The following is a 22,716-nucleotide window of genomic DNA, read 5'->3' on the forward strand; positions in this document are numbered from 1 at the left end:
CACAACCAACCGAACAGTGGCGCCGTTTCACCCGAGGCGGCCGCCCTGGCAAGGAGGACACATGAAAGCGTTAACCTGGCAGGCGTCAAACACGGTGAGCGTGGAGAAGGTTCCGGACCCACAGATCCAGGAGCCCACCGATGCGGTCATTCGGGTCACCTCAACCGCCATCTGCGGATCTGACCTGCACCTCTATGAGGTGCTGACCCCGTTCATGGACAAAGGCGACATCATCGGCCATGAGCCCATGGGCATCGTCGAGGAGGTCGGCTCGGCCGTCACTCACATCAAGCCCGGGGACCGGGTGGTCATCCCCTTCAACATTTCCTGTGGCCACTGTTTCATGTGCCGCCAGGGCCTGCAGTCGCAGTGTGAAACCACCCAGGTCCGCGAATACGGCACCGGCGCCCAGTTCCTCGGTTACTCGCGGCTTTACGGCTCAGTGCCCGGCGGGCAGGCAGAGTACCTGCGCGTGCCGCACGCGGACTACGGGGCGATCAAGGTTCCCAACGTCGGCGAAGACGAGCGCTACCTGTTTCTTTCTGACGTCGTGCCCACCGCCTGGCAGGCCGTGGACTACGCGGCAGTTCCCGACGGTGGCACGCTGGCGGTGCTGGGTCTGGGCCCCATCGGCCAGATGAGCGCCCGGATCGGCAAGCACCTGGGCTACCGGGTGATCGCGACGGATGCAGTGCCCGAGCGTCGCGCCATGGCCGAGCGTTACGGCATTGAAACGCTCGATTCCTCCGAGGACGGCGTGGCGGAACAGCTCAAGGACCTGACTGACGGGCGTGGCCCGAACTCCGTGGTCGACGCCGTTGGCATGGAGGCGCACGGTTCGCCGGTGGCCAGCGCGGCGCAGGCGGCCGTCGGCAAGCTGCCGTCGCCGCTGGGCCGCAAGGCAATGGAGAAGGCCGGGGTGGACCGGATGAGTGCGTTGTATACCGCCATCGACTCCGTTCGCCGTGGCGGGACGATCTCAATCAGCGGTGTGTACGGTGGCATGAAGGATCCGATGCCGATGATGACGATGTTCGACAAGCAGATTCAGCTGCGGATGGGCCAGTGCAACGTGCGCTCCTGGACCGAGACGCTGCTGCCGCTGGTGGACGACCCGTCCGATCCGCTGGGTGTGCTCGACCTCAAGACGCACACCGCGCCGTTGGAGGAGGCGCCAGCGATGTACGAGAAGTTCCAGAAGAAGCAGGACGGCTGCATCAAGGTGGTGCTCAAGCCGTAGCCCCGTCACGCAATTGGCCTCCGCCGGTGCTGTTGCAAAGCGGGGCGGAGAGCGGCGAAGACTCAGTTTCTCATTCCCTGATGGTCGCTGCGTGCGGGCGTTGTCAGGCCGTCTCGAAGATCCGGTTAACGATCATCGCGTCTGGGGTCGGTTGCCCGTGAGGTCAAACATCGTCCCCTGACCTTTCCACAAGCAGTGCATCGCTTCCATCCCTTTCAGAGTCCGGTAGGAAAACGTTAGGTTTTTTAAACGCCCCCTTCGGCCCCAGGATCGGTTTCAACCGCCCATGATCGCCGTCAATGACGTTGTTGAGATACTTCACTTGCGGGGACCCGGCTGGCGCGTTCGACCGCAGGGTCTTGGCCAGGAAACGCTTGGCCGCAGCCACATTCCGTTTTGGTGAGAGATAAAAGTCCAGGGTCTGCCCACCAGCGGTAATAGCCCGATAGAGATAGCACCACGTGCCGCCGACCCGGATATAGGTCTTATCCACTCGCCAGGAACTGGCCTGCCAGTCAGGTACCTGCCGGTACCACCGTGTTTGCTTGTCCAGCTCAGGGGCGTATTTCTGGACCTATCGGTGAGAATCGTGGTGTGATCGACTGGCACGCCGCGGCTGAAGTCATCATTTCCTCCAGATCTTAGGTCAGCTCATCTCGTAGCGGCAGTGACCTGCGCACTGCTCACAGAATGATGTCATGGGGGAAGTGACGACCGGAGAAGGTATCTATGGCTGTGATTATTTCACGCCTGTCTTTCTACTGCCCCAACTTTGCAACAGCACCGCGCGGAAGACCATCGGAGCAATCCAACCAGATGCCGAAGTCCGAGAGACGTTACGACCGGGTTATGCCACGAACGCGGATTCTTTGACCATGGCCGGCCATGTCGTCGCCATCGAGTTCGCTACCGTCGCCGCCGCCAACAATTACTGGCGAGCTTAAGTCCCTGACGTGTAGCAAAGAGCGATCCCTGACCGGCCGCTGGTTTTGACCATCACGATCAACCACAATCGAAGAGCTTGCGCAATGGGTCGGATGTAGTTGACTCGTCGCGTGATGCTGCAATAAAATTGTATTCCTCATGAATAATCGCCGCCCATCTCGATGTCAGTGACCGAAACTAAGCGCTGACCGCTATCCTGCGCATCGGCCCGCCCACGGAGGATCCCTACCACTGACACGTCAGAGTCCACTTCTTTACGTACTGCGCTAACTTCTCGGGCCATCAGGGAAGGCGCATGAACAAAAACATCGTCTCCTCACCATTCGATGCTTCCCAGACCGGCTCCGAAAGGTTGTTTATATGCACAAAATATCGATCGAGGCCCTCGCCCGCAAGCAACTTAAAGAGGCCGTCACCGCCCCTAGTGCTCGTGCCGCCGATACCGTCTTCGGCGGGCACGAAAAAATTCTGCGGCAGACCGTCGTCGGGATACGTCAGGGCGCCGAGCTCGGAGAGCGCGACAATCACGATGAATCCACGATTTATGTCCTACAAGGGCGTGTCCAACTCAGGACGGGCGATGAGACCTGGATAGGTCGCAGCGGTGATCTGTTGATCGTGCCGCGATCTCGGCACAGCCTCGAAGCAATCGAGGACTCCGCTGTTTTGATCACCATTGCCAAACTGACGCAATAAGAAAGATAGGGACTTCCCCTGGGGTGTTTGAGCCCGCCGAGGGTCCGTCTTCCGCGGCGAGACCATGGACCGGTACCGTTCGATCACCAGCCTCCTGCCCCTGATGTTTGTACCAGCATGCGACGGTGACCAACTGACCGGTTCCACTATCCTTACCGCTACTGGCGGCGGGGATAATCGAAAATATGTGCCCCTTGGTGAAGGGTCGGGGAGCTAATAGGATGACAGTGAACCTATTTTCCACGTCTTTATCCGTAGTATTGGAGATCCGATGACCTACACAATCGCCCAGCCCTGCGTTGATGTCTTGGATCGAGCCTGCGTCGAGGAATGTCCCGTGGACTGCATCTACGAGGGCAAACGGATGCTCTACATCCACCCCGATGAGTGCGTCGACTGCGGTGCCTGCGAGCCCGTCTGCCCGGTTGAAGCCATCTTCTACGAAGACGATGTTCCCCACGAATGGTGGGACTACACCGGCGCTAACGCCGCCTTTTTCGACGACCTCGGTTCGCCAGGCGGTGCCGCCAGCCTGGGTCCGCAGGACTTCGACGCCCAGCTCGTCGCGGCGCTGCCGCCACAGAACCAGAACTAGGACCTGATATCGGCCCTAAACGACCTGATATAGGCCCTAATGATATGCAGATGTCTAAGTTCTTAAACGCGCCTTTCGGCCCGAGGATCCGCTTCAGCCGACCATGGTCGCCTTCCAGGATGTTGTTGAGGTATTTCACCTGCCGGTGTTCCACTGTTGGCGGGCAGATTCCCTCTGACTTCAACTCGGCGATTGCCCTGGCTAGGGAGGGTGCTTTATCGGTGTTGATCACTCTGGGATACCCGGCTGACGTATTGGATCTGAGGGCCTTGGCCAGGAAACGCTTCGCTGCGGCCACGTTCCGCTTTGGGGACAGGTAAAAGTCCAGGGTCTGCCCACCAGCGGTAATAGCCCGATAGAGGTAGCACCACCTGCCGCCGACCCGGATATAGGTCTTATCCACTCGCCAGGAACTGGCCTGCCAGTCAGGTGCCTGCCGGTACCACCGTGTTTGCTTGTGTCCAGCTCAGGGGCGTATTTCTGGACCCAGCGGTGAGAATCGTGGTGTGATCAACCGGTACGCCGCGCTGAAGTCATCATTTCCTCCAAGTCTTAGGTCAGCTCACCCCGTAGCGGCAGTGACCTGCGTACTGCCCACAGAATGATGTCATGGGGGAAATGACGACCGGAGAAGGTGCCCATGGCTGTGATTATTTCACGCCTGTCTTCCTGTCGCCCGAACTTTGCAACAGCACCCCGAAATTCATCATCAGACATACTATTGGGCGCCATAGTTTTGAGTTTATTGGCAAGAGTTAAGACTGGGGTGTTTTCACCTGAGCATTGGGGCGGGGCAGGTCACGCCCCGCCGGGACTACCTCGATACCGACGGGGATGACCGGAGCTCGTGTCGTGGCTTCTGGCCGCGGTGCGTGCGAGTGGTGGTCGATCAGGCTGCGGTCATATCAATCACGATTTTGCCGGTGGTGTGGCCGTCTTCAACCACGGCTAGTGCCTCCCCGGCCCGATCGAGGGGATACCGGCTGGTGACCTGCGGGTCAACCAGGCCGTATTTGATCACATCGGTGATCTTCGCCATCGCCTCCGGGGTTCGCTCCAGGCCCACTCCACCGAGTTCTGCGGCGGTAGCCGGATCAACGGCAGAGATGAGATGGGAGGGGTCGGTGACCAGTCCGGCGACCTCGCGCAGTGCCTGCCCGCCGACCAGGTCGACGATGAGGTCGACTCCGTCCGGGGCTAGGTGGCGGACCCGGCCGGCCACAGCATCCCCCGACGGGATGAAGGTGGCACCGGTGGCTTCGACGACCTGGCGTTTAGCTTCACTGGCCACTCCGAGCACGGTGAACTTATGGACCCGACCGATCTGGGCGGCCATCAAGCCGACACCCCCACCGGCCCCGACGATCAGCAGAACCTGGCCGGGATCGAGCTCGATCTGGTGGGTGACATCATAAGCGGCCGCTGCGGCTACCGGGATGGTGGCGGCATCAGTGAAGGAAATCTCCTCCGGCTTGACCACCGCGTCGACCGCGGCGACTAGGGTGTCTTCAGCGAAGCCGCCGTAACCCGGGACGACTGGGCCCAGGATCTCCTGGCCGACGGTGAACTCCTCGACTCCGGCTCCGACGGCGGTGATCACGCCGGCGACTTCCTGGCCCATCGGGGCTGGCAGCGCCAGATCGGTGCCCAGGGCGCCGGAGCGGATCTTCCAGTCGACGGGGTTGACCCCGGCGGCACGAACGTTCACCGCGAGTTCTCCCGGTCCTGGTTGTGGGGCTGGACGGTCAATCAGCTTCTGAGTGTCAGGCCTATCGAAGATGTGGAACGCATATACCTTGGACATGGTTGTTCTCTTCTTTCTGTGAGTGGTTCTCGTAGGTGTCAGAGCCGTGACGGTGATCAGCTCTCCGGCGGGGTGTCTCGCCCCTCGGCTTCAGCTGTCTCCGCCTTAGTGCGGGTGGCGTGGGCGCTATCGACGGCGTGCTCGGGCGGGGAGTAGATCGTATAAAGCACCAGCGGTTCATCCCCGGTGTTGCGGAAGTTATGTCGGGCTCCGGCCGACACGGCGCACTGGTCACCGGGTCCGATGAGATGGGTTTCGCCGTCGAGATCGGGCTTACCGGTGCCGGCGACAAACGTCAGGATTTGATCGGTGGTGTCGTGGACTTCCTCGCCGATCTCTTCTCCGGGTGGAATTGTCATCACGACGGTCTGGGCATGGTGACCGGTCCACAGCACCCGGCGGAAGTCCGGGTTGTCTGTGGCGATATCGGCGATGGTGAAGTGCTTAATGTTGTCACCGATGTGGAAATTTTTCGATGAAACCATGGTGTCCTCTTTCTTTCCTGCGGCACTGCCGCTGGTGGGGTGGCGGGTGATGATTGGTTATGTAGTGGCGGTCTGGTGGGTATCGGCGGCGGCCTTCTTGGCCGCGGCCTGCGGTTCCTTGAGGGTGGGGCGCAGCAGGAGCATCGCAATCGCGATGACTAGCAGTACGGAGGCCTCGTGGACGAGCATGCCAATCGACATGGTCACTCCACCGAGCAGGACACCGATCAGCAGGATCGTGACGGTGAGCAGGGCGATGCCGATGTTGACCCGCATCGTGTTGACGGTGCGCTTAGCCACACCCAGGGCGTAGGGCAGCCGCGGCAGCCGGTCGGCCATCAGGGCGATATCGGCGGTTTCGATGGCGGCAGGCGAACCGGCCGCACCCATCGCCACACCGATGTCCGCGGTGGCTAGTGCCGGGGTGTCATTGACACCGTCGCCAACCATGGCCACGACCCGGCCCTGCGCCTGCAGCTCCTTGACGATCTCGAGCTTGTCCTCAGGCATCAGTTCTGCCCTTACCTCGTCGACACCGAGCTCGGCGGCGACGTTGCGGGCCACTCGCTGCGCGTCACCGGTGGCCATGACCACGCGGATTCCCTTATCGTGCAGGGACCTGATCGCGGCCGGGGCGTCGTCACGGATGGTGTCGGCCACGGCGACGATGCCGATGGCTCGTCCGTTGACGCCGACGTACATGGCGGTCCTGCCCTGGTCATTGAGCTCGAGAATGCGGGTGTTATCCGGGGTGTGATCGAGCAGGTCGGCTGAGCCCACGGCCACGGTGGCACCGTCCACGTCAGCGCGGATGCCGCGGCCGGCGACCGGTTCGGCCTTTTCCACCATCGCCACGGTCAAGCCCTTGTTCTCTGCACCTTGGATGATGGCCTCGGCCAGGGGGTGCTCCGAGGCGGTTTCGGCACGGGCGGCCAGGAGCAGTACGTCTTCGTCCGAGTAGGAGGGGTCGATGACCTCGACATCGGTTAAGACGGGCCGGCCGTTGGTCAGCGTGCCGGTTTTGTCGACGACCACGGTGTCGACTTTCGCGGCGGTCTCGAGGTATTCCCCGCCCTTGATCAGGACGCCGTCCTTGGCGGAGCGGCCGATGCCGGCGACGATCGAGACCGGGATCGAGATGACCAGAGCACCGGGGCAACCGATGACTAGCAGGGTCAGCGCCAGTTCGACGTTGCTGGTGATCAGACCGATCACCAGGGCAGTGACCATCACACCGGGGGTGTAGTAGGTGGAGAACTTCTCCAGGAAGGTCTGGGTCTTGGCCTTGTCATCCTGGGCGTCTTCGACGCGGTGGATGATCTTGGCCAGGGTGGAATCCGAGCCGATGCCGATCGCCTCAATGCGCAGCACACCGGAGCGCAGCCAGGTGCCGGCGAAGACCTCGGAGTCCGCGGCCTTCTCGGCTGGGACGGATTCTCCGGTGATGGTGGCCTCATCGACCCCACCGTGTCCGGAGATCACCCGGCCGTCGACGGGGACCTGTTCGCCGTTGCGCACCAGAACGGTGTCGCCGGGGACAAGTTCCCAGATCTCGACCGTGTCAGGTTCCCCGTCGCGCAGGATGGTGGCGGTTTCCGGGGCGGCATCCACCAGGTCGGACAGGGCCTGGCGGGTGCGGTTCATGGTCGCCTTCTCCAGTGCCTTGCCGAGGGCGAAGAGGAAGGTCACCGCGGCTGATTCCCACCAGTTCTGGAGAAACAGGGCGCCAACGGCGGCGACGATGACCAGCAGGTCAATTGAGATCATCTTGATCCGCAGTGCCTGGTAGGCGGAGAGGGCGATCTGCCAACCGGCGACGACCGCTGCGGCGATCATGAATGCATCCGACAGGATCATCTCGGCAGGGGTGAGCCAGGACAGAATAATCAACAGGCCTGAGACGGCGACGATGCCCCAGGTTTTCCAGGTCTTCATGGTGGGTGTCCTTTACTTTTTGAGGGTCTTTTTCTTGCGACACTCATTAAGTTAGGGGCATTCCGGGTTTAACTCCTTGATCTGGATCAATTACCCACCCACCTCCGACCTGACGAGGTGGAGTAGAAGAGCATGCCACGTGGCCTGTCAAGGCCAGAGACCCACCAGCACCGTACGGTGCTGGTGGGTTCCTAGGGTGGAGATGACGTGGCGTCGATCATGCTCCTTTCCCGGGTACTCGGATAGGGGGTGTTTAGTAGGCCGAGGGTTTGGTGGTACAGCCGGCGTCCATGAGAGGGCCGGTGTGAGTGCTCAGCCATTCCCGGATCGGGTAGCGGCCGTGTGGGTCGGCGCCGCAAGGGAGGGGAACAGGGCGAGGTCGTCATCTACGCGTCGCTGGTAGGCGTTACGGGTCTCCTTGAGATGTCCTAGGTGATAGTGTCGTCCTGGCCCGCAGGATGGTTCACGCGGTACAACGCCGCCACACTGTGATAGGCGGGAGTAGCCGTTGCGTATGGCATCCTGGATGTCGCCTGTATTCAGGGCTCGAGTTCTTGCGAGAAGATTCGGTCCCTGTCGTTCACGGGTCGGTGTGGGCATGAGGACAGCGCGGCTCCCACTTCGGAAAGATGGTCCAGTCGCTAATGATCGTGGGCGTTGACAATGGCGTTGACCTTGGCATCCACAGCCTCCAGTGTGCTCAAGTCCAGGCGGGCAGTGTCGGTGTCCACGCCGTGCCCCTTCATCAGGAAGTCCAGCTTCGGGTGCAGCTGGGCGAGGGTATCGTTCGCCATGCTAGAGGGGTCACCGCCGTGGGCGGCGCATAACGCGTTCGCCTTGGCGTGCAGTGAGGAGACGGATTCGAGGTCCAGATCCGACTCGTCGAAGTTCTCGACCCCGTGGTCCTTGAGCAGGAAGTTCAGTTTCTCGTGGAGACCGGCAAAGGTCACTTTGGCCATGGTGGTGTCCTTTCACGATGAAGATCAGGTGTTTTTTGTGGCACTCATTAAGTTATGGACAATCCGGAGAAAGTACCTTGATCCGCATCAAGTACCCGCAAAGTGAGATCTGGATCGCAAAAAGACTGTGGTGCTCGTAGCCCGGGGACACAGATGGCCCGCCGGCACTTTCTGGTGCGGGCGGGCTTGTGGGGTCGGGAGTGCGTCAGATCGCCGACGGCTTGGCGGTGTAACCGACCTCGGCTACCGCGGTAACCAGGTCACGTACGGAGGCCTTCTGTGGGTCGTGGGTGACCAGGATGCGTCCGGAGGAGAACTTCACCTCTGCATTCTCCACGCCATCCAAACCATTCAGCTTGTTTTCGATCTTGGCAACACAGCTCGGACAGGTGAACTCATCAGAGCGCAAGGTGGTGTTCTTCAGCATGGCCGGGGCGGTCATCGTAACCAGGTCCTTTCATCTTTTATCGTCATGTTCCTGTGCTTGCACCTTTAAAGATAGGGTCCTTTCCGGGTTAATTCCTTGACCTGGATCAAACAACGACAAATCTCTCCTACCAGGAAATTGTTCTGGAAAAGAGAGAGGGATGTGGGCGTTTTAAAGGCCGGTGACCAGGTCGGCCAGGGCCTGGTGGTTGGTAATGGCGATCCATTCGCGGCCGGAGTCGATGACACCAGTTTTCTTCATCCGCGCCATTGCCCGGGAGGCGGACTCGACGGTGGTGCCGGCCATGCCGGCCACGTCGTCGCGGCGCAGGCGGACCTGCAGCAGGCTGGATCCGTCTTGTCGGATTTGCCCGAGCTTGGCGTCCAGATGTTGGAGAGCGGCGGCCACGCGCTGCTCGACAGTCGAGGTGGTCTGTGTGGTCTCGCGTTCCCGGGACCGGACCAATTGGTCCTGCTGCATCCGCATGATCGCCAACGCCAGTTGCGGGTAGGCGACCACGACCTCGGCCAGGGCATCGGCGGGCAGGTAGAGCGCGCAGGTGGTCTCGATCGCCCAGGCCGAGTCGGTGGCTGGGGAGCTATGGGTGTGCAGTGGGCCGATGACATCCCCGGGGGCGGCGATGTCGACGGTGATTTCGCGGCCATTGATGGTGTCCCGGGTGATCCGGGCCCGACCGGAGGCGACCATATAGCTGCCCTGAGCCTGCTCGCCGGCTAGGAGGATGGGATCACCCGCGGCCCAGGCCCAGGAGGTCAGATGCTGGTCAAGCTCCCTGTGCTGTTGTTGGTTCAGCTTCTTGGTCAGCGGAGAACGGGCTAGGACCTGCATGCGCACGTCCAGGGAGCACTGGTGCGGCTGAGCACAGGTGCGACGGACGGGATTGCGGGCCATAAGCCCCATGCTATCAAGCCCGGAGAGCAATGACCGCGGAAGCGGAGGAACAAAAGCCTCCGACACAACCGACAGCCGCGCGCCCTCACCACTCGCTGCCTGAGGAGTGGGCAGTGGAGGTGATGTCGGTGACGATCTTGATGAGCTCGTCCACAGACACCTGTTGTAGGTCATGGGACACCACGAGATGGCCGGGCTGTACTACCACTTCGACGGAGGCCACCGCGTCCAGGTCACTGAGTGCGGTCTGGGCGGTGGCCAGGCAACTCGGGCAGAAAAACCCCGACGTGGACACGGTGGTGTGCTTGAGGATGGGAGTGGTCATGATGAACTGCTCCCCAGAAGTTGGAGTAGTTCAAATGTCGGTGGGGTCCTTCGTGATCACTTCTTTCACTCTTTGATCCACGTCATGGTCTCGCGGTGATCATCTTCCTACCGTGACAGGCAAGGCCGCGAACGGCCGTGACCACAGGAAAGAAATTCACGAGGAGAGGAAGCACACGATGTCGAAGGTATACGTGTTCAACGAGTACGGCGGCCCGGACAACCAGGAACTGATCACCCGCAGCACCCCCAGCCGGCCCCGGGAGAACTCGGGGTCAAGGTCCACGCGGCCGGGGTCAACCCACTTGATTGGAAGGTCCGTTCCGGGGTTGCCGGAACCCCGCGAGAGCTTCCGGCACCCCTGGGCGCGGAGGCCTCCGGGATCGTCACCGCCGTTGGAGACGATGTGGAGGGCTTCGCGGTCGGCGATCAGGTGCTCGGCCTGGTGGTCCCCGGCGTCGGCGGATATGCCGAGGACACCCTGCTGGTGGCAGAGAGTACCGTGCTCAAGCCGGAGGAGATCTCGTTCACCGACGCCGCCGCGATCCCGGTCGCTGGGGCGAGCGCCTACGCCGGCACTCACCAGGTCGAGCTTGAACCAGGCCAGTCGTTGCTGATCAATGGGGCCGGTGGTGGGGTCGGGCTGATGGCCGCGCAGATCGGACGGGTCCACAAGTTCCAGGTCGTCGGCGTTGACCACGAGGACAAGCGCGAGCTCATCGAATCCACCGGTGCTATCTTCGTCGCCACCAGCGACGCCGTCGCGGAGCAGGTGCATGCGCTGCTCCCTGACGGTGTGGACATAGTCTTCGACCTAGTAGTACTTCGTTAGGTAGGGGCGTGCCCGCACCACGATATTGGATGCAACCTGTTCTTCTCCCGCCCCATAGAAAAGAACATGGGAGCTGGTGGGTTAAGATTCGAGGGTGAAGTCCCAGCTAGTTGCCTACATCGATGAGTCCTCAGCTCGTCGCCCTCCGCGTAATCAGGAGTACATGGTTTGCGCAGCAATCCTTGACTCTGATGATTTAGACAAGGTGCGAGCGGAGTTACGTCCACTCCTCCTTCCGGGACAGATCAAACTGCATTGGACTGATGAACGAACCAGCCGGCGCCGCAAGATAGTAGAAACACTATCGACGATTGATTCCATGCAGGCCGTTATCACTCATCGCAGTGAACTAAGCAAAAAGACCGAGCGTTATCGCAGGAAATGCCTGGAACAGATGTATTTTGAGCTATCTTCTATGGGTATCTGCAACGTGACCTTGGAAGGCCGGCAGGAAGCACAAAACAGCAAAGACATCGAACATATCGTTGCCTTACAGGGCCAGGGTCAAGGCGCTGGTATCCGCTTACGGCATGTCCGAGGTGGGGATGATCCGTTGTTGTGGATTCCCGATATTGTGCTTGGTGCATTGAATTCTGTGTATCTGGGTGAGGAGCAGTACTGGGACCAACTTCATGACAAGGCTATCCTCAACCGCCCCACACCGGAATCCTTATAGATAAAGCGAAGACCCTAGGTCCAGTCGTCCGGCTGGGGTCCTAGGGTCGTCTTCCGATCCTGTCGTAACAGGTGGCTATGTTAGCAATTCTAACATTAATGCCCAACAAATCAAGGCAAAACTACCCCGAACCCGGGGTTGGGCCCGACGATGTCCTGGTGAGCGGTGAGAAAGATATCCAGCGTGACACCTTATTAAGGTGTCAGCATCTGGCTGTCAGCGGTGTGGGTATCTTTCGGCCTAGGTGGCAGGTACCGGTAGAGGGTAGTACGGGCAATACCTGTTTTCTCCACAATCTCGCGCATTGATAATCCTTCATTGCGCAGATGTTCCGCATAGCGCAGCTTATCCGGGTCGACAACGCTGGGCCGGCCCACGCGCTTGCCCTTCGCCTCGGCCACTGCCCGGGCATGAGCCGCGCGCTCGACGGCATAGGTGCGTTCCATCTGCCCGAACAGCGAGAGGATCACCACCGCCAACTGCGCCATCGGATCATCCGGATTAGAAGAATCCACCGGGATGGGATCAGCCAGGGTGCGCACCCCAACCTCACGCCCCTGAAGGTCATGGATCAGGTTCAGCGTGTCCCGGACGGTACGTCCCAACCGGTCCAGAGTGTGGACAACAATGACATCACCCTCGCGAGCGTGATCGAGTGCCCTCTGGAGTCCGGGGCGGTTAGTGGTGGATCCGGATTTTTTATCGATATAGATATATCTGTCGTCGATGCCTTCGTGGCGTAAGGCGTCGATTTGTCGGTCCAGGCCTTGTTTCATAGTTGATACCCGGGCATAGCCGATGTCCATAGCCTGAATAGTACCAGAAGTATATTCAGCAGCAGGTAATATGGGATGGGGTTGTGGGATAACTTCTGGAACAGGCTCGTGCTGGGGCAATGTGTTTTCTGCTTAGCGCCATCAAGGGTGTCCCACTTCCTTGGAACTGGGACACCCTTCAGCAGCACGACCGCATGGCCATCCTTGTGAAGCGGTCCTCAGGTATCGCGAGTAGATGACTGTCATCTCCCTGACATGCCCACAGTGAATCACGCCGCTTTATTTCCTGAATATGGCGAAGAGTGAGTCTGGGCCCTGCAGTAAAGGAAGGCTTGAGCACGGGGTTCGGGTGCTTGACCCAACATACGAGGGGTAGGTATGGCGATCTCAGGATGATTTGACCTGATGTGGTAGACCCAACAAATGTGAGGCGAGGCACGAGCACAAGAAACTGGTGGTCGTACTAGCGGGTTATCTCGTGGCGGTCGTGCTGGTGATATTCGGCCTCGGGATGATGTTGTAACCCGAGGTGCGACCAGCCAGGGGGACCTGACCCCAAAGGCGGAGAACGGATGTCTCCGATAGCAGCTCCTCAAGGGGCCGCCAAACGAAGTTGCGAAAAAGCCGCCAAACAAGACTGCGAGTCACAGTCCGCATTCACGAAAATTGTCACTTAATCCGTCATAATACCTATGTCACGTCAACGGTCTGAAAGGGAATGAATATGACAGTGTTTCCCGGCCTCGCCGAGTTTTCTCCACACCTTTCATATTCTGGCGGGGACGATTGTCATATCAAGCAGTTGTGTCCGTCGCCGGATACAGAAGTCTTCTAAAAATGACATCAGCACCAGCGACTTCTAACTCTGACAAGCACTTTAAATCTGATAAATCTTTCCCTCTATATCTAAGGTGGGATTATGAAGCCAAAAATTCTCTGGGCTGGTGCATTAGTGGGGATTATGGGCTTTTGCCTTAGCGCCTGCGCCAGTGATGATGTGGAGGCAGCTGAAGCCCTGGTTGAGGTCTTTAACCAAGAAGCCCAGGATCGTGATCTTGGCATTCATTATTGGGTGGGCGGGGTGTATTCCGTGATTGACGGTCAGACTGCCGATCCCTCACCCGATATGCCTGCCACAATTTTCGTGGAATCTGATCTGAAGGAATCGGATATGGCAGAGCTCTCTGAAGCACTGAACTTATTGGGTGCTGTTGCAAAGTTGGGGCAGTAGGAAGACCGGCGTGGAATAATCAGAGCCATGGGCATCTTCTCCGGTCGGCATTTCCCCCGTGACATCATCCTGTGGGCGGTGCGGTGGTACTGCCGCTACGGGGTGAGCTACCGCGATCTCGAAGAAATGATGACCGAGCGGGGTGTGCCAGTCGATCACACCACGATCTACCGCTGGGTGCAGAACTACGCCCCTGAGCTGGATAAGCAGACTCGCTGGTACCGGCAGGTACCCGACTGGCAGGCCCGGTCCTGGCGGGTGGATGAGACCTATATTCGGGTCGGCGGCAGGTGGTGCTATCTCTACCGGGCTATTACCGCCGGTGGGCAGACCCTGGACTTTTATCTCTCCCCGAAGCGGAACGTGGCCGCAGCGAAGCGTTTCCTGGCCAAGACGCTGCGATCGAATACGACAGCCGGGTCCCCGCGGGTCATCAACACCGACAAGGCACCAGCTCTGGCCAAGGCAATATCCGAGCTGAAGGCGGAGGGAATCTGCCCTCAGACGGTGGAGCACCGGCAGGTGAAATACCTGAACAACGTTATCGAGGGAGATCATGGCCGACTTAAAAGAATCCTGGGGCCGAAGGGAGCGTTCAAAAACCGAATTTCCGCCTACCGGACGTTGAAAGGGATGGAAGCGATGCACTCATTGCGGAAAGGCCAGGGCACGATGTTTGCCTACGGGCAACCGAACCCGGACGCGGTGATCGTCAACCGGGTCTTCGAGACGGCCTGAGAACGCCCACACGCAGCGGCCATCAGGGAATGAGAAACTGAGTCTTCGCTGCTCTCCCCCCCCCCAACTTTGCAACAGCACCTACCTGGGTGCCTAACAAGAAACAGGGGACAGCCCCCTCTGTCTACTTGCGCTTGTGCAAGTAGGGATAAAGCTTGAAAAAGTGCTGACTGGTCCATGCCGAGACTGCGGCAATGGCCAGTGCCGAAACGATGAACCAGGCGCTATTCTCCGGGAGAAACATGCCCACGAGGAGACCTGCTGCGGCAATCAGGATGGACAGCACAAGGCCCCAGTGTGTTCTGCCTAGGGGGTCCCGCCCCTTTGCATCCTCCCCAGAGTTGTTGGTTGATTTCGAAGCCAAATGAAACATGCGAACAAGGCAAACTAGGTAAAGGACGATGAAGAAGCTGAGCCAACCCCATGACACCCCTTCTTTTGTTGCCCCCATGAAGACAGTGATAACGGCAGGGAGGAACGCGCTGAACCAGGCGTAGGATGCCTCTTCTTTTTCAGAGAGCTTTCCGCTGCCCCAGCCAAGCTTCTGGGCCCACTTTTCTCGCCAGTTTTTCCCTTCTACTTCTACCCGTGTGGATGCCGTTTCACTTTCTCCGGGGACATTCACCCCGTTGGCATGGGACGCCTTGGAACGGGGCTGGTCTCTGCGATTATGTGCCATACCTTCATCATGCTGGACTCTCGGCTTAATCGCGAGGGGAATCCAAATATGCACGTTTGGGGTATACCCTAATGAGACATCTTCAATGGACATAAAGACTATGTTGCACCAAATTGAAAACTGCCTTTTACAACACAATGTCGCAGAACTGTAGACCATAGCTGGTGTCTTGCTTCCCTGGCTGCATAACACAGGGGTCGCAACCCTTTCCGCTCCGGGCGGAGTGCGGATACTCTCAGGGCATGACTTTCGGATACCAACACACATGCATAATCTGCGGACTGTCCGCTGGCGATGGGTTCCTCATGATCGATCCTGGCCTTCTCCTTCAATCGGCCCGAAACGGAACTCTTGAAGATTTTTCAGACGAGACTGGCTGGCCCGTCACTATGTGGCTCTCAGCATGCAAAGACTGCTCTTCCCACTGGGGTGACGATATGTATTACATCCATCTAGAGGCACTTCGCTGGCCTCACGAAGTTGATGATTGGGAGGCTCAGCTCAAGGCGAAAAACTGGTTTGCCTACTCTAACTGGGACTTCTACGCGGACAAGATCCGCAATCAGCAACTAACGCAGTCGCCCCCAGAGGGCTAGCCAGCACGATCCACCGTCAGGTGCTGTTGCAAAGTTGGGGCAGTAGGAAAAGCGACGTGAAATAATCACAGCCATGGGTACCTTCTCCGGTCGTCATTTCCCCCGTGACATCATTCTGTGGGCGGTGCGCAGGTCACTGCCGCTACGGGGTGAGCTGACCTAAGATCTGGAGGAAATGATGACTTCAGCGGGGCGTGCCGGTCGATCACACCACGATTCTCACCGCTGGGTCCAGAAATACGCCCCTGAGCTGGACAAACACACTCGGTGGTACCGGCAGGTACCTGACTGGCAGGCCAGTTCCTGGCGGGTGGATGAGACCTATATCCGGGTACGGTGTCATCGGTAATCGGTGGTGACGTCGCTGACCCCGAGGAGTTCCATGTCCTCCTGGGCTCTCACCGCGTCGGCTACACGTTTACCGATGACACCGTACCCGTTTACTGCAACCTTGATTTTATTCGGCATGCTGATTGTCCTTCCCGGAAATCCTGGTTTGGCCCGATGGTCGTATGGTCGTGTTTCTCATCTGGGGTGGTCGGGGAATGTCCTTGTTCAGAGCTCGTTGAGCATCTGCTCCATCTCGGCGATCTCGGCCTCCTGATCTTCAATGACCTGCTCAGCCAGAGCGATGGCCTGCGGGTTCTGGCCATCAGTGACCTCATCGCGGGCCATATCGACCGCGCCCTCATGGTGAGCGGTCATCTGCTCAAGGTAGAGCCGGGCAGCCTCGGTGCCCTGGGCGTCCTCGAGGGCTGTCATGTCCTCCTCGCTCATCATTCCACTCATCCCGCCATGGCCCATCTCACCCATATCACCGGTGACCGGATCTTCTTCCCAGGTCTCGAGCATGGTATTCATCCGGTCGATCTCCGGGCCCTGGGCATCGATAACACCCTGGGCGAACTCGATGACCTCGGCCGGGATATCGTCCTTGGCCAGGAGGATTTCACTCATCTCCACGGCCTGTTGGTGATGCGGGATCATCATCTGCGCGAACATGATGTCCGCGTCATTGTGCTCGGCGGAGACCTCTCCGGCCGCCCCCGTCTCTGTCTCAGGATCCGTGGTGGCCCCGGTCGTTTCGGTGGTGTCGGGGGCGGACGTAGTGGCGATGGTCGTGGTGTCGGTGTTTTCTCCCTCAGTGTTATCTGCGCAGGCGGACAAAACCAGGGTGGAGGTCAAGGCGAGAGCGGCGATGGTGATGGTGCGCTTCATGGGGGTTCCCTTTCGGAGGTTGTGTATGGGGGAGTCGATGAAGGATTGAAAGTCAGCGGACGGGGGCTGCAGAGCTCACAGCAGCCTTCTCCTCCTTCCCGTCGGTCGGAGCCAGGTGAGCCGGGTCCAGGTCGATCCGGCGTAGCAGCTGGGCGTTGAGGGCGACGATGATCGTGGACAGGGACATCAAGATGGCGGCGGCCGCCGGGGGAAGCAGCACACCGATAGGGGCGAGCACACCGGCGGCCAGGGGAACGGCCACGATGTTGTACCCGGTCGCCCAGACCAGGTTCTGGACCATCTTGCGGTAGCTGGCATGGGAGAGCTCGATCATCGACAGCACGGCCCGGGGATCATCACTGGCCAGGACCACCCCGGCGGACTCCATCGCCACATCTGTACCCGCGCCAATCGCAATACCGACCTCGGCCCGGGCCAGGGCCGGGGCATCATTGACACCGTCGCCGACCATGGCCACGCTCAGACCGCGCTCCTGCAGCTGGGTGACCTTGGTGTCCTTGTCCTGCGGCAGAACCTCGGCGAAGACCTCATCGATCCCCAGATCCTTGCCCACTGCCTGGGCGACCTGGGTGGCGTCACCGGTGATCATCGCCACCTTCACCCCGCGGGCCTGCAGGGCGCGTACCGCCGCGCGGGATTCGGGGCGGATTTTGTCCTCCACTGCCACCGCACCGATGATCTCACCGTCGCGGACGACATGGAGCACTCCGGCACCTCGCTGTGCCCAGGAACCGGTGACGTCGGCGAGCTCACCCGGGGTGGTCAGATTGAACTCGCGTAGCATGTTCGGCCCGCCCACGAGGATTTCGGCACCGTCGACGGTGGCCCGGATCCCGCGGCCGGAGGCGGCGGTGAAACCGGTTGCGCGCAGCTGACGCTGCGAGGCCTCCGGGTGTGCGGCCGCGGCAGTCACGATCGCGCGGGCCACGGGGTGCTCACTATCGGCCTCAGCGGCGGCGGCCAGGGCCAGCAGCTCACCCTCGGCGATACCCGTGGCCGGAGCCACGCCGGTGACGGCGTGTGCGCCTTCGGTCAGGGTGCCGGTCTTATCGAACAAGACGACATCGATGGTGCGCATGTGCTCGAGTGCCATGCGGTCCTTGATGAGCACCCCGGATTTCGCGGCGCGCTCGGAGGAGATCGCGATGACCAGCGGGATGGCCAGGCCCAGGGCGTGCGGGCAGGCGATGATCAGCACGGTCACGGCGCGGACCACGGCATCGTCGGGGCTGCCGATGATGGTCCAGACCACGGCGGTGATCAGGGCCACGATCAGGGCGAACCAGAACAGGAAGGCTGCGGCTCGATCGGCCAGGGCCTGGGCCCGGGAGGAGGAGGCCTGGGCGTCGGCGACCATGCGCTGGATGCCTGCCAGGGCGGTGTCCCCACCGGTGGCCTCCACCCGGATACGGACGGTGTTGTCGGTGGCCACGGTGCCGGCCACCACGGTCTCACCGGTATCCCGGTAGACGGGTCGGGATTCGCCGGTGATCATGGCCTCATCGAATTCGGCCGCTCCGTCGATGATGGTCCCGTCGGCCGGGACGCGGGCACCGGCTCGGACCAGCACGACATCGTCGACGGCCAGCTCTGAGATCGCTACGGTGCGGGTGGTCCCGTCGACGACCTTCTCGGCCTCATCGGGCAGGAGCGCTGCCAGCGCGTCAAGCGCGGAGGAGGCTGCACCAAGAGCGCGCATCTCCAGCCAGTGGCCTAGCAGCATGATGGTCACCAGCAGGGCCAGTTCCCACCAGAAATCTAGGTGGAACCCGCCCAGCCCCAGGGTGGTGACCCAGGAGGCGATAAACGCCACGGTGATCGCCATGGCGATCAGGAGCATCATGCCCGGTTGGCGGGATTTCAGCTCGGTCATTGCGCCCTTGAGGAAGGGGGTGCCGCCGTAGAGGAAGATGATCGTGCCCAGGACCGGAGGAATCCAGTAGGCTCCCGGAATCTCCGGAATATTATATCCCAGCAGGTCGGCGAACATCGGGCTGAAGAACACCACCGGAACCGACAGGATCAGCGACCACCAGAAGCGGTCCCGGAACATCGCGGCGCTGTGGCCGGCGTGTTCACCGTGACTGTGGACCTGGTGTTCTTCATCGACAGCGGAATGCGGATGATCGTGCGGCATGGCCTGGCCGTGGGTGGCGGCATCCGCATGGTGCTCGTGACCGGCATGATCCGGGTGGTGGGTGTGGTCTGTTTCCGGAGTGGGGTGATCACCGTGGTGGTGGGGAGTGCTCATGAGGTTCCTTTCGCTCAACCCGGTCGGGGTCGAGATGATGGGCGAATCGATCAGGACAAGACGGTGTAGCCGGTCTCTTCAATCGCCCGGTGGACGGTTTCCAGGGGCACGGAACCCGTGACCGTGACGATGGAGACCCCACCGGCGATGAGGTCGACCTGGACGTCGTCGACCTGGGGCAGAGCGCTCACCGCCTCGGTGACGTTGCTGGCGCAGTGTCCGCAGGTCATGCCTGTGACCTGGTAGGTGGTGGGACCTTCAGGTGTTGCGTCGGTTGCCGCGGCCACGGCCGGGGCGGAGACGGTCGCGGACGGCGTAGAGGGCGCGCAGCATCCACAACCGTCGGAGGCCAGCGGCAGCAAGGGGGAAGTCGGGGTGGTCATCGGGTGGCTCCTGTGGGATCGGGGGATCAGGCGGGGTTTCCCCTCCCATCATATACCCCTACGGGGTATTGTCCAGGGGTTGATATGGATCGCTGCCGAGGTCATCAGAATTATTGTCCCCGGGAGTGGGGTCACTGAGCATCAGGGACACGTTTTCCTGGTGCAGGGGAAGACGGATGGTGAAGACCGATCCGGCACCGGGGCCAGGAGAGGTGGCGGTGAGAGTGCCGCCGTGGGCCTCGATCAATGCCTTGGAGATGGTCAGACCGATACCGGCCCCGCCGTTGTCCCGGCTGCGGGCGGCATCCCCCCGGTAGAAGCGTTCGAAGATGTGTCCGAGCTGGCCAGGTGGGATGCCCTCGCCGTCATCGGCGACGTGGATGAGCGCGGTGGACGCCCCCTGTCGGTGGACGCTGATCCGGACCTGCCCGCCGGCCGGGGTGTGCCGTAGCGCGTTCGACAGGAGATTGCTCATCACCTGGCCGAAGCGTTGCCGGTCCACGAGCACCCGGGCGGTGTCCGTAATGGTCTCGACCTGTAAATCGACGCCTTTGTCAGCATAAGCTTCCCCCGCGGCAGCAGCGGCGGTATGGAGCAGATCCCCGAGCCCTTCCTCCGCCAGGTCCAAATCGATCCGGTGTTCCTGGGCCCGGGAGACATCGTCGATGTCTTCCATCAACCGGGTCAGGCGGGTGAGTTGGTCAGCCATGATCGTGTGGGTGGCATTATTCCAGTCCACGACCCCGTCCTGGAGACCATCGAGGTAGACCGTGAGCACCGATAAGGGGGTGCCCATTTCGTGGGCCAGATCAGAGAGCATCTGGCGGCGGACCTGTTCGGTGTGTTCCAGCCGGTCGGCCATGGTGTTGAAGGTATGCGCCAGGGTGGCGACCTCGGGGCCTGCTTCTCCGGCGGGCACGCGGATACGGTAGTTGCCGGCCGTCAGGCTGGTAGCGGCGCGGGTGAGATCCTGCAGGGGGGTGCGCAGGCGACGCGATAACCACAGGCTGGCCAGCAGGGCGCTGATCAAGGCGGTGGGCAGGGCGACGGCCAGGGTGATCAGGTTGGCGTCCCGGTAGGCCTGCTCGGCATGGAACAGCTCCCGCGAGGGGTCCTCCCGGCCGGTCATCAACATATGATCATGGAACAGGGTCGGGCCCACCATCGTGGCCACGGCTGCGGCCACCAGCAGGCTAATCACCACGACCAACACCTGGGCGGCCAGGAAGCGGAAGGTCAGGCCGGGTCCGTGATTCATGGCTGCCCCACCCGGTAGCCCACGCCACGCACGGTGTCGATAAACCCCCGGCCCCGGGTGTCGGTGCCGAGCTTGCGACGCAAGTTGCCGATGTGGACATCGACGATGCGTTCATCACCGACCCAGGTGGTGTCCCAGACCTCGGTGACCAGGTCGTGGCGGGTCAGCACCTGGCCGGGGCGCAGGGCCAGGGCAACCAGCAGCTCGAACTCCGTGCGGGTGAGCTCCACGGTCGTCTCCCCCACCCGCACCTGATGGGCGACGGGGTCAAGGATGAGGTCACCAACGATCAAGGGGGTGGTCACCTGCGGTGGGGTGGTGCTGGTGCGCGGGCGGCGCAGCACCGCATGCACCCGGGTCACCAGTTCCCGGATGCTAAAAGGTTTGGTGATGTAGTCATCCGCCCCCAGGGTCAAACCGCTGATCTTGTCGTCCTCGCTGCCACGCGCGGTGAGCATGAGGATGTAGCAGTCCGAGAAGGTGCGGATCCGTCGGCACACCTCCAGGCCGTCGAGTTCGGGCAGCCCCAGATCCAGCACCACAACATCGGGGGAAAAGCGACGGGCCTCGTCCACGGCCTGGGTGCCGGTGTGCGCCTGGCGGGTATCGAAGCCGGCCCGGATGAGGTAGGAGGCCACCATCTGAGCCAGGGGTTGTTCATCATCGACGACCAGCACCCGCCCCGGGGGCGTGGCGGTGGTCGGTGTGCGGTCAGCCATAGACCCCAGTATCGCTTCGGCCGGGGGGAATACCACCCTCGCTCAGTGCCCGGCGGGGAAATCTTCATCAAATCTTCAAACATCACCCTTCGACCGCCGTCACCCCTGTGCCCCACCCCGGGCCGGCGGCATCGCCTCCCCTGGTCGGTTCAGCAGGCGCCACCAGGGATTTCACTGCCTGCACCGCATACCCGGGGCGGGTAGAAGGACATCGCCCACGGCTGTGGGGTGGTGTCCCGGTGGTGACCCAGCCCACCAAATTCACCCCCTTTTCGCCCTGTTATAAGGCTGTGAGCAGGGTTTTTGATTTCTAGTCCGTCAGGCACCCGTGCTAGATAAAGGTATGGCATCGACCTTGAGGCGGTGTCTTCTCACGGTCTTACCACGATCCAAGGAGATTGACGTGAAACGAGCAGCGATCGCAGCCGCCGCCCTTGCCCTCGCCCTCACGGGGTGTTCGGCCGCCGACCCGGAACCCACCGCCGACGGGACGGTGTCCCAGGATACATTCCTGACTACCCATGGCCTGGCCGCCATGGACGCGGTGGAGATCATTGATCACCTCGACCGGCAGAAGGTCACTGAGCGTCCCACGGATCTGATCGCCTCCGTGCGTGCCGATGAACTGCTGCTCTCGAGCGATGACCAGGAAGTCGTGGTCGATCTTCCCGACAATCAGACGTATGTCTCGGTTGCTCCGTATATCACCTCCACCCACGACTGCTTCTACCACAGCCTCACGACCTGCCTGGGGGAACTCGACAATGAGGATATCCAGGTCACGATCACCGATGAAGCGACCGGCGAGGTCCTAATCGATGAGCAAACCACCACCTTCGACAACGGGTTTGTCGGCTTCTGGCTTCCCGATGATGCCACCGGCACCATCGAGATCACCCATCAGGGGCGCACCGGTGTCACCGAGTTCTCCACCACCGAGGACGGGGCCACCTGTGTCACGGACCTGCGCCTGACCTGATGCCTCAGCAGTGGGTTTCCCCTGATCCTTCCCCTGT

General features: G+C 61.0%; 25 protein-coding genes and 3 pseudogenes. 11 read left to right on the plus strand and 17 right to left on the minus strand.

Annotated elements, in window-relative coordinates; all coding sequences use genetic code 11:
• The first annotated feature begins 61 nt into the window (after window positions 1–61).
• Window positions 62–1,240 carry a zinc-dependent alcohol dehydrogenase gene (locus tag H924_RS02190; protein WP_015650331.1) on the plus strand — a complete coding sequence of 393 codons (1,179 nt, stop codon included), beginning with the start codon at window positions 62–64 and terminating at the stop codon, window positions 1,238–1,240.
• Window positions 1,241–1,343: 103 nt separating this feature from the next.
• Here H924_RS02190 and H924_RS02195 read toward each other — a convergent pair.
• Window positions 1,344–1,971 (minus strand): annotated as a pseudogene (locus H924_RS02195) (IS6 family transposase).
• On the opposite strand from H924_RS02195, the gene H924_RS02200 reads away from it, so the two are divergent.
• The 3 genes from H924_RS02200 (at window position 1,939) to fdxA (ending at window position 3,476) form a co-directional block, all read left to right on the plus strand.
• The gene (locus H924_RS02200) at window positions 1,939–2,184 is read left to right on the plus strand and encodes a hexameric tyrosine-coordinated heme protein (protein WP_015650333.1); all 246 of its coding nucleotides are present in this window, start codon (window positions 1,939–1,941) and stop codon (window positions 2,182–2,184) included. The pseudogene H924_RS02195 and the gene H924_RS02200 sit on opposite strands and share 33 nt — an antisense overlap.
• 361 nt (window positions 2,185–2,545) lie before the next feature.
• Window positions 2,546–2,881 carry a cupin domain-containing protein gene (locus tag H924_RS02205; protein WP_015650334.1) on the plus strand — a complete coding sequence of 112 codons (336 nt, stop codon included), beginning with the start codon at window positions 2,546–2,548 and terminating at the stop codon, window positions 2,879–2,881.
• Window positions 2,882–3,152: 271 nt separating this feature from the next.
• Window positions 3,153–3,476 carry a ferredoxin gene (gene fdxA, locus H924_RS02210; RefSeq protein ID WP_015650335.1) on the plus strand — a complete coding sequence of 108 codons (324 nt, stop codon included), beginning with the start codon at window positions 3,153–3,155 and terminating at the stop codon, window positions 3,474–3,476.
• On the opposite strand, the pseudogene H924_RS13800 reads toward fdxA, so the two are convergent.
• The 8 genes and pseudogenes from H924_RS13800 to H924_RS02250 all read right to left on the minus strand — a co-directional run bounded on the left by H924_RS13800 (window position 3,364) and on the right by H924_RS02250 (window position 10,323).
• Window positions 3,364–4,118: pseudogene (locus H924_RS13800) on the minus strand (IS6 family transposase). The gene fdxA and the pseudogene H924_RS13800 overlap by 113 nt on opposite strands.
• A 247-nt stretch (window positions 4,119–4,365) precedes the next feature.
• On the minus strand, window positions 4,366–5,280 hold the full coding sequence (locus H924_RS02220) for an NADP-dependent oxidoreductase (RefSeq protein WP_015650337.1): 915 nt from the start codon (window positions 5,278–5,280) through the stop codon (window positions 4,366–4,368).
• A gap of 56 nt (window positions 5,281–5,336) precedes the next feature.
• The gene (locus tag H924_RS02225) at window positions 5,337–5,765 is read right to left on the minus strand and encodes a cupin domain-containing protein (protein ID WP_015650338.1); all 429 of its coding nucleotides are present in this window, start codon (window positions 5,763–5,765) and stop codon (window positions 5,337–5,339) included.
• Between the two features lie 57 nt (window positions 5,766–5,822).
• Window positions 5,823–7,700 (minus strand): heavy metal translocating P-type ATPase, encoded by a 1,878-nt coding sequence (locus H924_RS02230; protein WP_015650339.1) that lies wholly within the window; start codon window positions 7,698–7,700, stop codon window positions 5,823–5,825.
• Window positions 7,701–8,341: 641 nt separating this feature from the next.
• Complete coding sequence (locus tag H924_RS02235) at window positions 8,342–8,659, minus strand: hypothetical protein (protein WP_015650340.1); 318 nt, start codon at window positions 8,657–8,659, stop codon at window positions 8,342–8,344.
• A 205-nt stretch (window positions 8,660–8,864) separates the two neighbouring features.
• Window positions 8,865–9,101 (minus strand): heavy-metal-associated domain-containing protein, encoded by a 237-nt coding sequence (locus H924_RS02240; protein WP_015650341.1) that lies wholly within the window; start codon window positions 9,099–9,101, stop codon window positions 8,865–8,867.
• A gap of 156 nt (window positions 9,102–9,257) precedes the next feature.
• On the minus strand, window positions 9,258–9,998 hold the full coding sequence (locus tag H924_RS02245) for a Crp/Fnr family transcriptional regulator (RefSeq protein ID WP_015650342.1): 741 nt from the start codon (window positions 9,996–9,998) through the stop codon (window positions 9,258–9,260).
• A gap of 85 nt (window positions 9,999–10,083) precedes the next feature.
• On the minus strand, window positions 10,084–10,323 hold the full coding sequence (locus H924_RS02250; RefSeq protein WP_015650343.1) for a heavy-metal-associated domain-containing protein: 240 nt from the start codon (window positions 10,321–10,323) through the stop codon (window positions 10,084–10,086).
• A 189-nt stretch (window positions 10,324–10,512) separates the two neighbouring features.
• On the opposite strand from H924_RS02250, the gene H924_RS14480 reads away from it, so the two are divergent.
• Both H924_RS14480 and H924_RS02260 read left to right on the plus strand, forming a co-directional pair.
• Complete coding sequence (locus H924_RS14480; protein WP_404825330.1) at window positions 10,513–11,154, plus strand: quinone oxidoreductase family protein; 642 nt, start codon at window positions 10,513–10,515, stop codon at window positions 11,152–11,154.
• Between the two features lie 94 nt (window positions 11,155–11,248).
• Window positions 11,249–11,830, plus strand: a complete 582-nt coding sequence (locus H924_RS02260; protein ID WP_029703830.1) for a hypothetical protein — start codon at window positions 11,249–11,251, stop codon at window positions 11,828–11,830.
• Between the two features lie 194 nt (window positions 11,831–12,024).
• On the opposite strand, the gene H924_RS02265 is transcribed toward H924_RS02260, so the two are convergent.
• Entirely contained in the window at window positions 12,025–12,636 is a 612-nt protein-coding gene (locus tag H924_RS02265) for a recombinase family protein (RefSeq protein WP_029703832.1), read from the minus strand.
• Between the two features lie 889 nt (window positions 12,637–13,525).
• On the opposite strand from H924_RS02265, the gene H924_RS02270 reads away from it, so the two are divergent.
• Together H924_RS02270 and H924_RS02275 are read left to right on the plus strand one after the other, a co-directional pair.
• Window positions 13,526–13,837 (plus strand): hypothetical protein, encoded by a 312-nt coding sequence (locus H924_RS02270; RefSeq protein ID WP_015650348.1) that lies wholly within the window; start codon window positions 13,526–13,528, stop codon window positions 13,835–13,837.
• A 27-nt stretch (window positions 13,838–13,864) separates the two neighbouring features.
• On the plus strand, window positions 13,865–14,575 hold the full coding sequence (locus H924_RS02275) for an IS6 family transposase (protein WP_015650349.1): 711 nt from the start codon (window positions 13,865–13,867) through the stop codon (window positions 14,573–14,575).
• Between the two features lie 124 nt (window positions 14,576–14,699).
• Here the strand turns inward: H924_RS02275 and H924_RS02280 are convergent, their stop codons facing one another.
• A complete protein-coding gene (locus tag H924_RS02280) occupies window positions 14,700–15,347 on the minus strand; it encodes a hypothetical protein (protein ID WP_029703833.1) in 648 nt (215 codons plus the stop codon).
• A 149-nt stretch (window positions 15,348–15,496) separates the two neighbouring features.
• Between H924_RS02280 and H924_RS02285 the strand changes: the two genes are divergently transcribed.
• Together H924_RS02285 and H924_RS14420 are read left to right on the plus strand one after the other, a co-directional pair.
• Entirely contained in the window at window positions 15,497–15,850 is a 354-nt protein-coding gene (locus H924_RS02285; protein ID WP_015650351.1) for a hypothetical protein, read from the plus strand.
• A 73-nt stretch (window positions 15,851–15,923) separates the two neighbouring features.
• Window positions 15,924–16,184: pseudogene (locus H924_RS14420) on the plus strand (IS6 family transposase); the annotation flags it as partial.
• Window positions 16,185–16,189: 5 nt separating this feature from the next.
• Here the strand turns inward: H924_RS14420 and H924_RS14660 are convergent.
• The 6 genes from H924_RS14660 to H924_RS02310 all read right to left on the minus strand — a co-directional run bounded on the left by H924_RS14660 (window position 16,190) and on the right by H924_RS02310 (window position 21,700).
• Entirely contained in the window at window positions 16,190–16,318 is a 129-nt protein-coding gene (locus H924_RS14660) for a dehydrogenase-fragment (RefSeq protein WP_011266046.1), read from the minus strand.
• Between the two features lie 87 nt (window positions 16,319–16,405).
• A complete protein-coding gene (locus H924_RS02290) occupies window positions 16,406–17,068 on the minus strand; it encodes a DUF305 domain-containing protein (protein ID WP_015650353.1) in 663 nt (220 codons plus the stop codon).
• Window positions 17,069–17,120: 52 nt separating this feature from the next.
• On the minus strand, window positions 17,121–19,340 hold the full coding sequence (locus H924_RS02295) for a copper-translocating P-type ATPase (RefSeq protein ID WP_015650354.1): 2,220 nt from the start codon (window positions 19,338–19,340) through the stop codon (window positions 17,121–17,123).
• Between the two features lie 50 nt (window positions 19,341–19,390).
• Window positions 19,391–19,723, minus strand: a complete 333-nt coding sequence (locus tag H924_RS02300) for a heavy-metal-associated domain-containing protein (protein ID WP_015650355.1) — start codon at window positions 19,721–19,723, stop codon at window positions 19,391–19,393.
• A 58-nt stretch (window positions 19,724–19,781) separates the two neighbouring features.
• Window positions 19,782–20,981, minus strand: coding sequence for a sensor histidine kinase (locus tag H924_RS02305; protein ID WP_015650356.1), 1,200 nt, complete (start codon window positions 20,979–20,981; stop codon window positions 19,782–19,784).
• Complete coding sequence (locus H924_RS02310) at window positions 20,978–21,700, minus strand: response regulator transcription factor (protein ID WP_003859491.1); 723 nt, start codon at window positions 21,698–21,700, stop codon at window positions 20,978–20,980. The genes H924_RS02305 and H924_RS02310 overlap by 4 nt, the downstream gene beginning before the upstream one ends.
• Before the next feature lie 403 nt (window positions 21,701–22,103).
• On the opposite strand from H924_RS02310, the gene H924_RS02315 reads away from it, so the two are divergent.
• Window positions 22,104–22,679, plus strand: a complete 576-nt coding sequence (locus H924_RS02315; RefSeq protein ID WP_003859489.1) for a CueP family metal-binding protein — start codon at window positions 22,104–22,106, stop codon at window positions 22,677–22,679.
• The last annotated feature ends 37 nt before the right edge of the window (window positions 22,680–22,716 follow it).

It is taken from the genome of Corynebacterium callunae DSM 20147, from assembly GCF_000344785.1.
Lineage (GTDB): Bacteria > Actinomycetota > Actinomycetes > Mycobacteriales > Mycobacteriaceae > Corynebacterium > Corynebacterium callunae.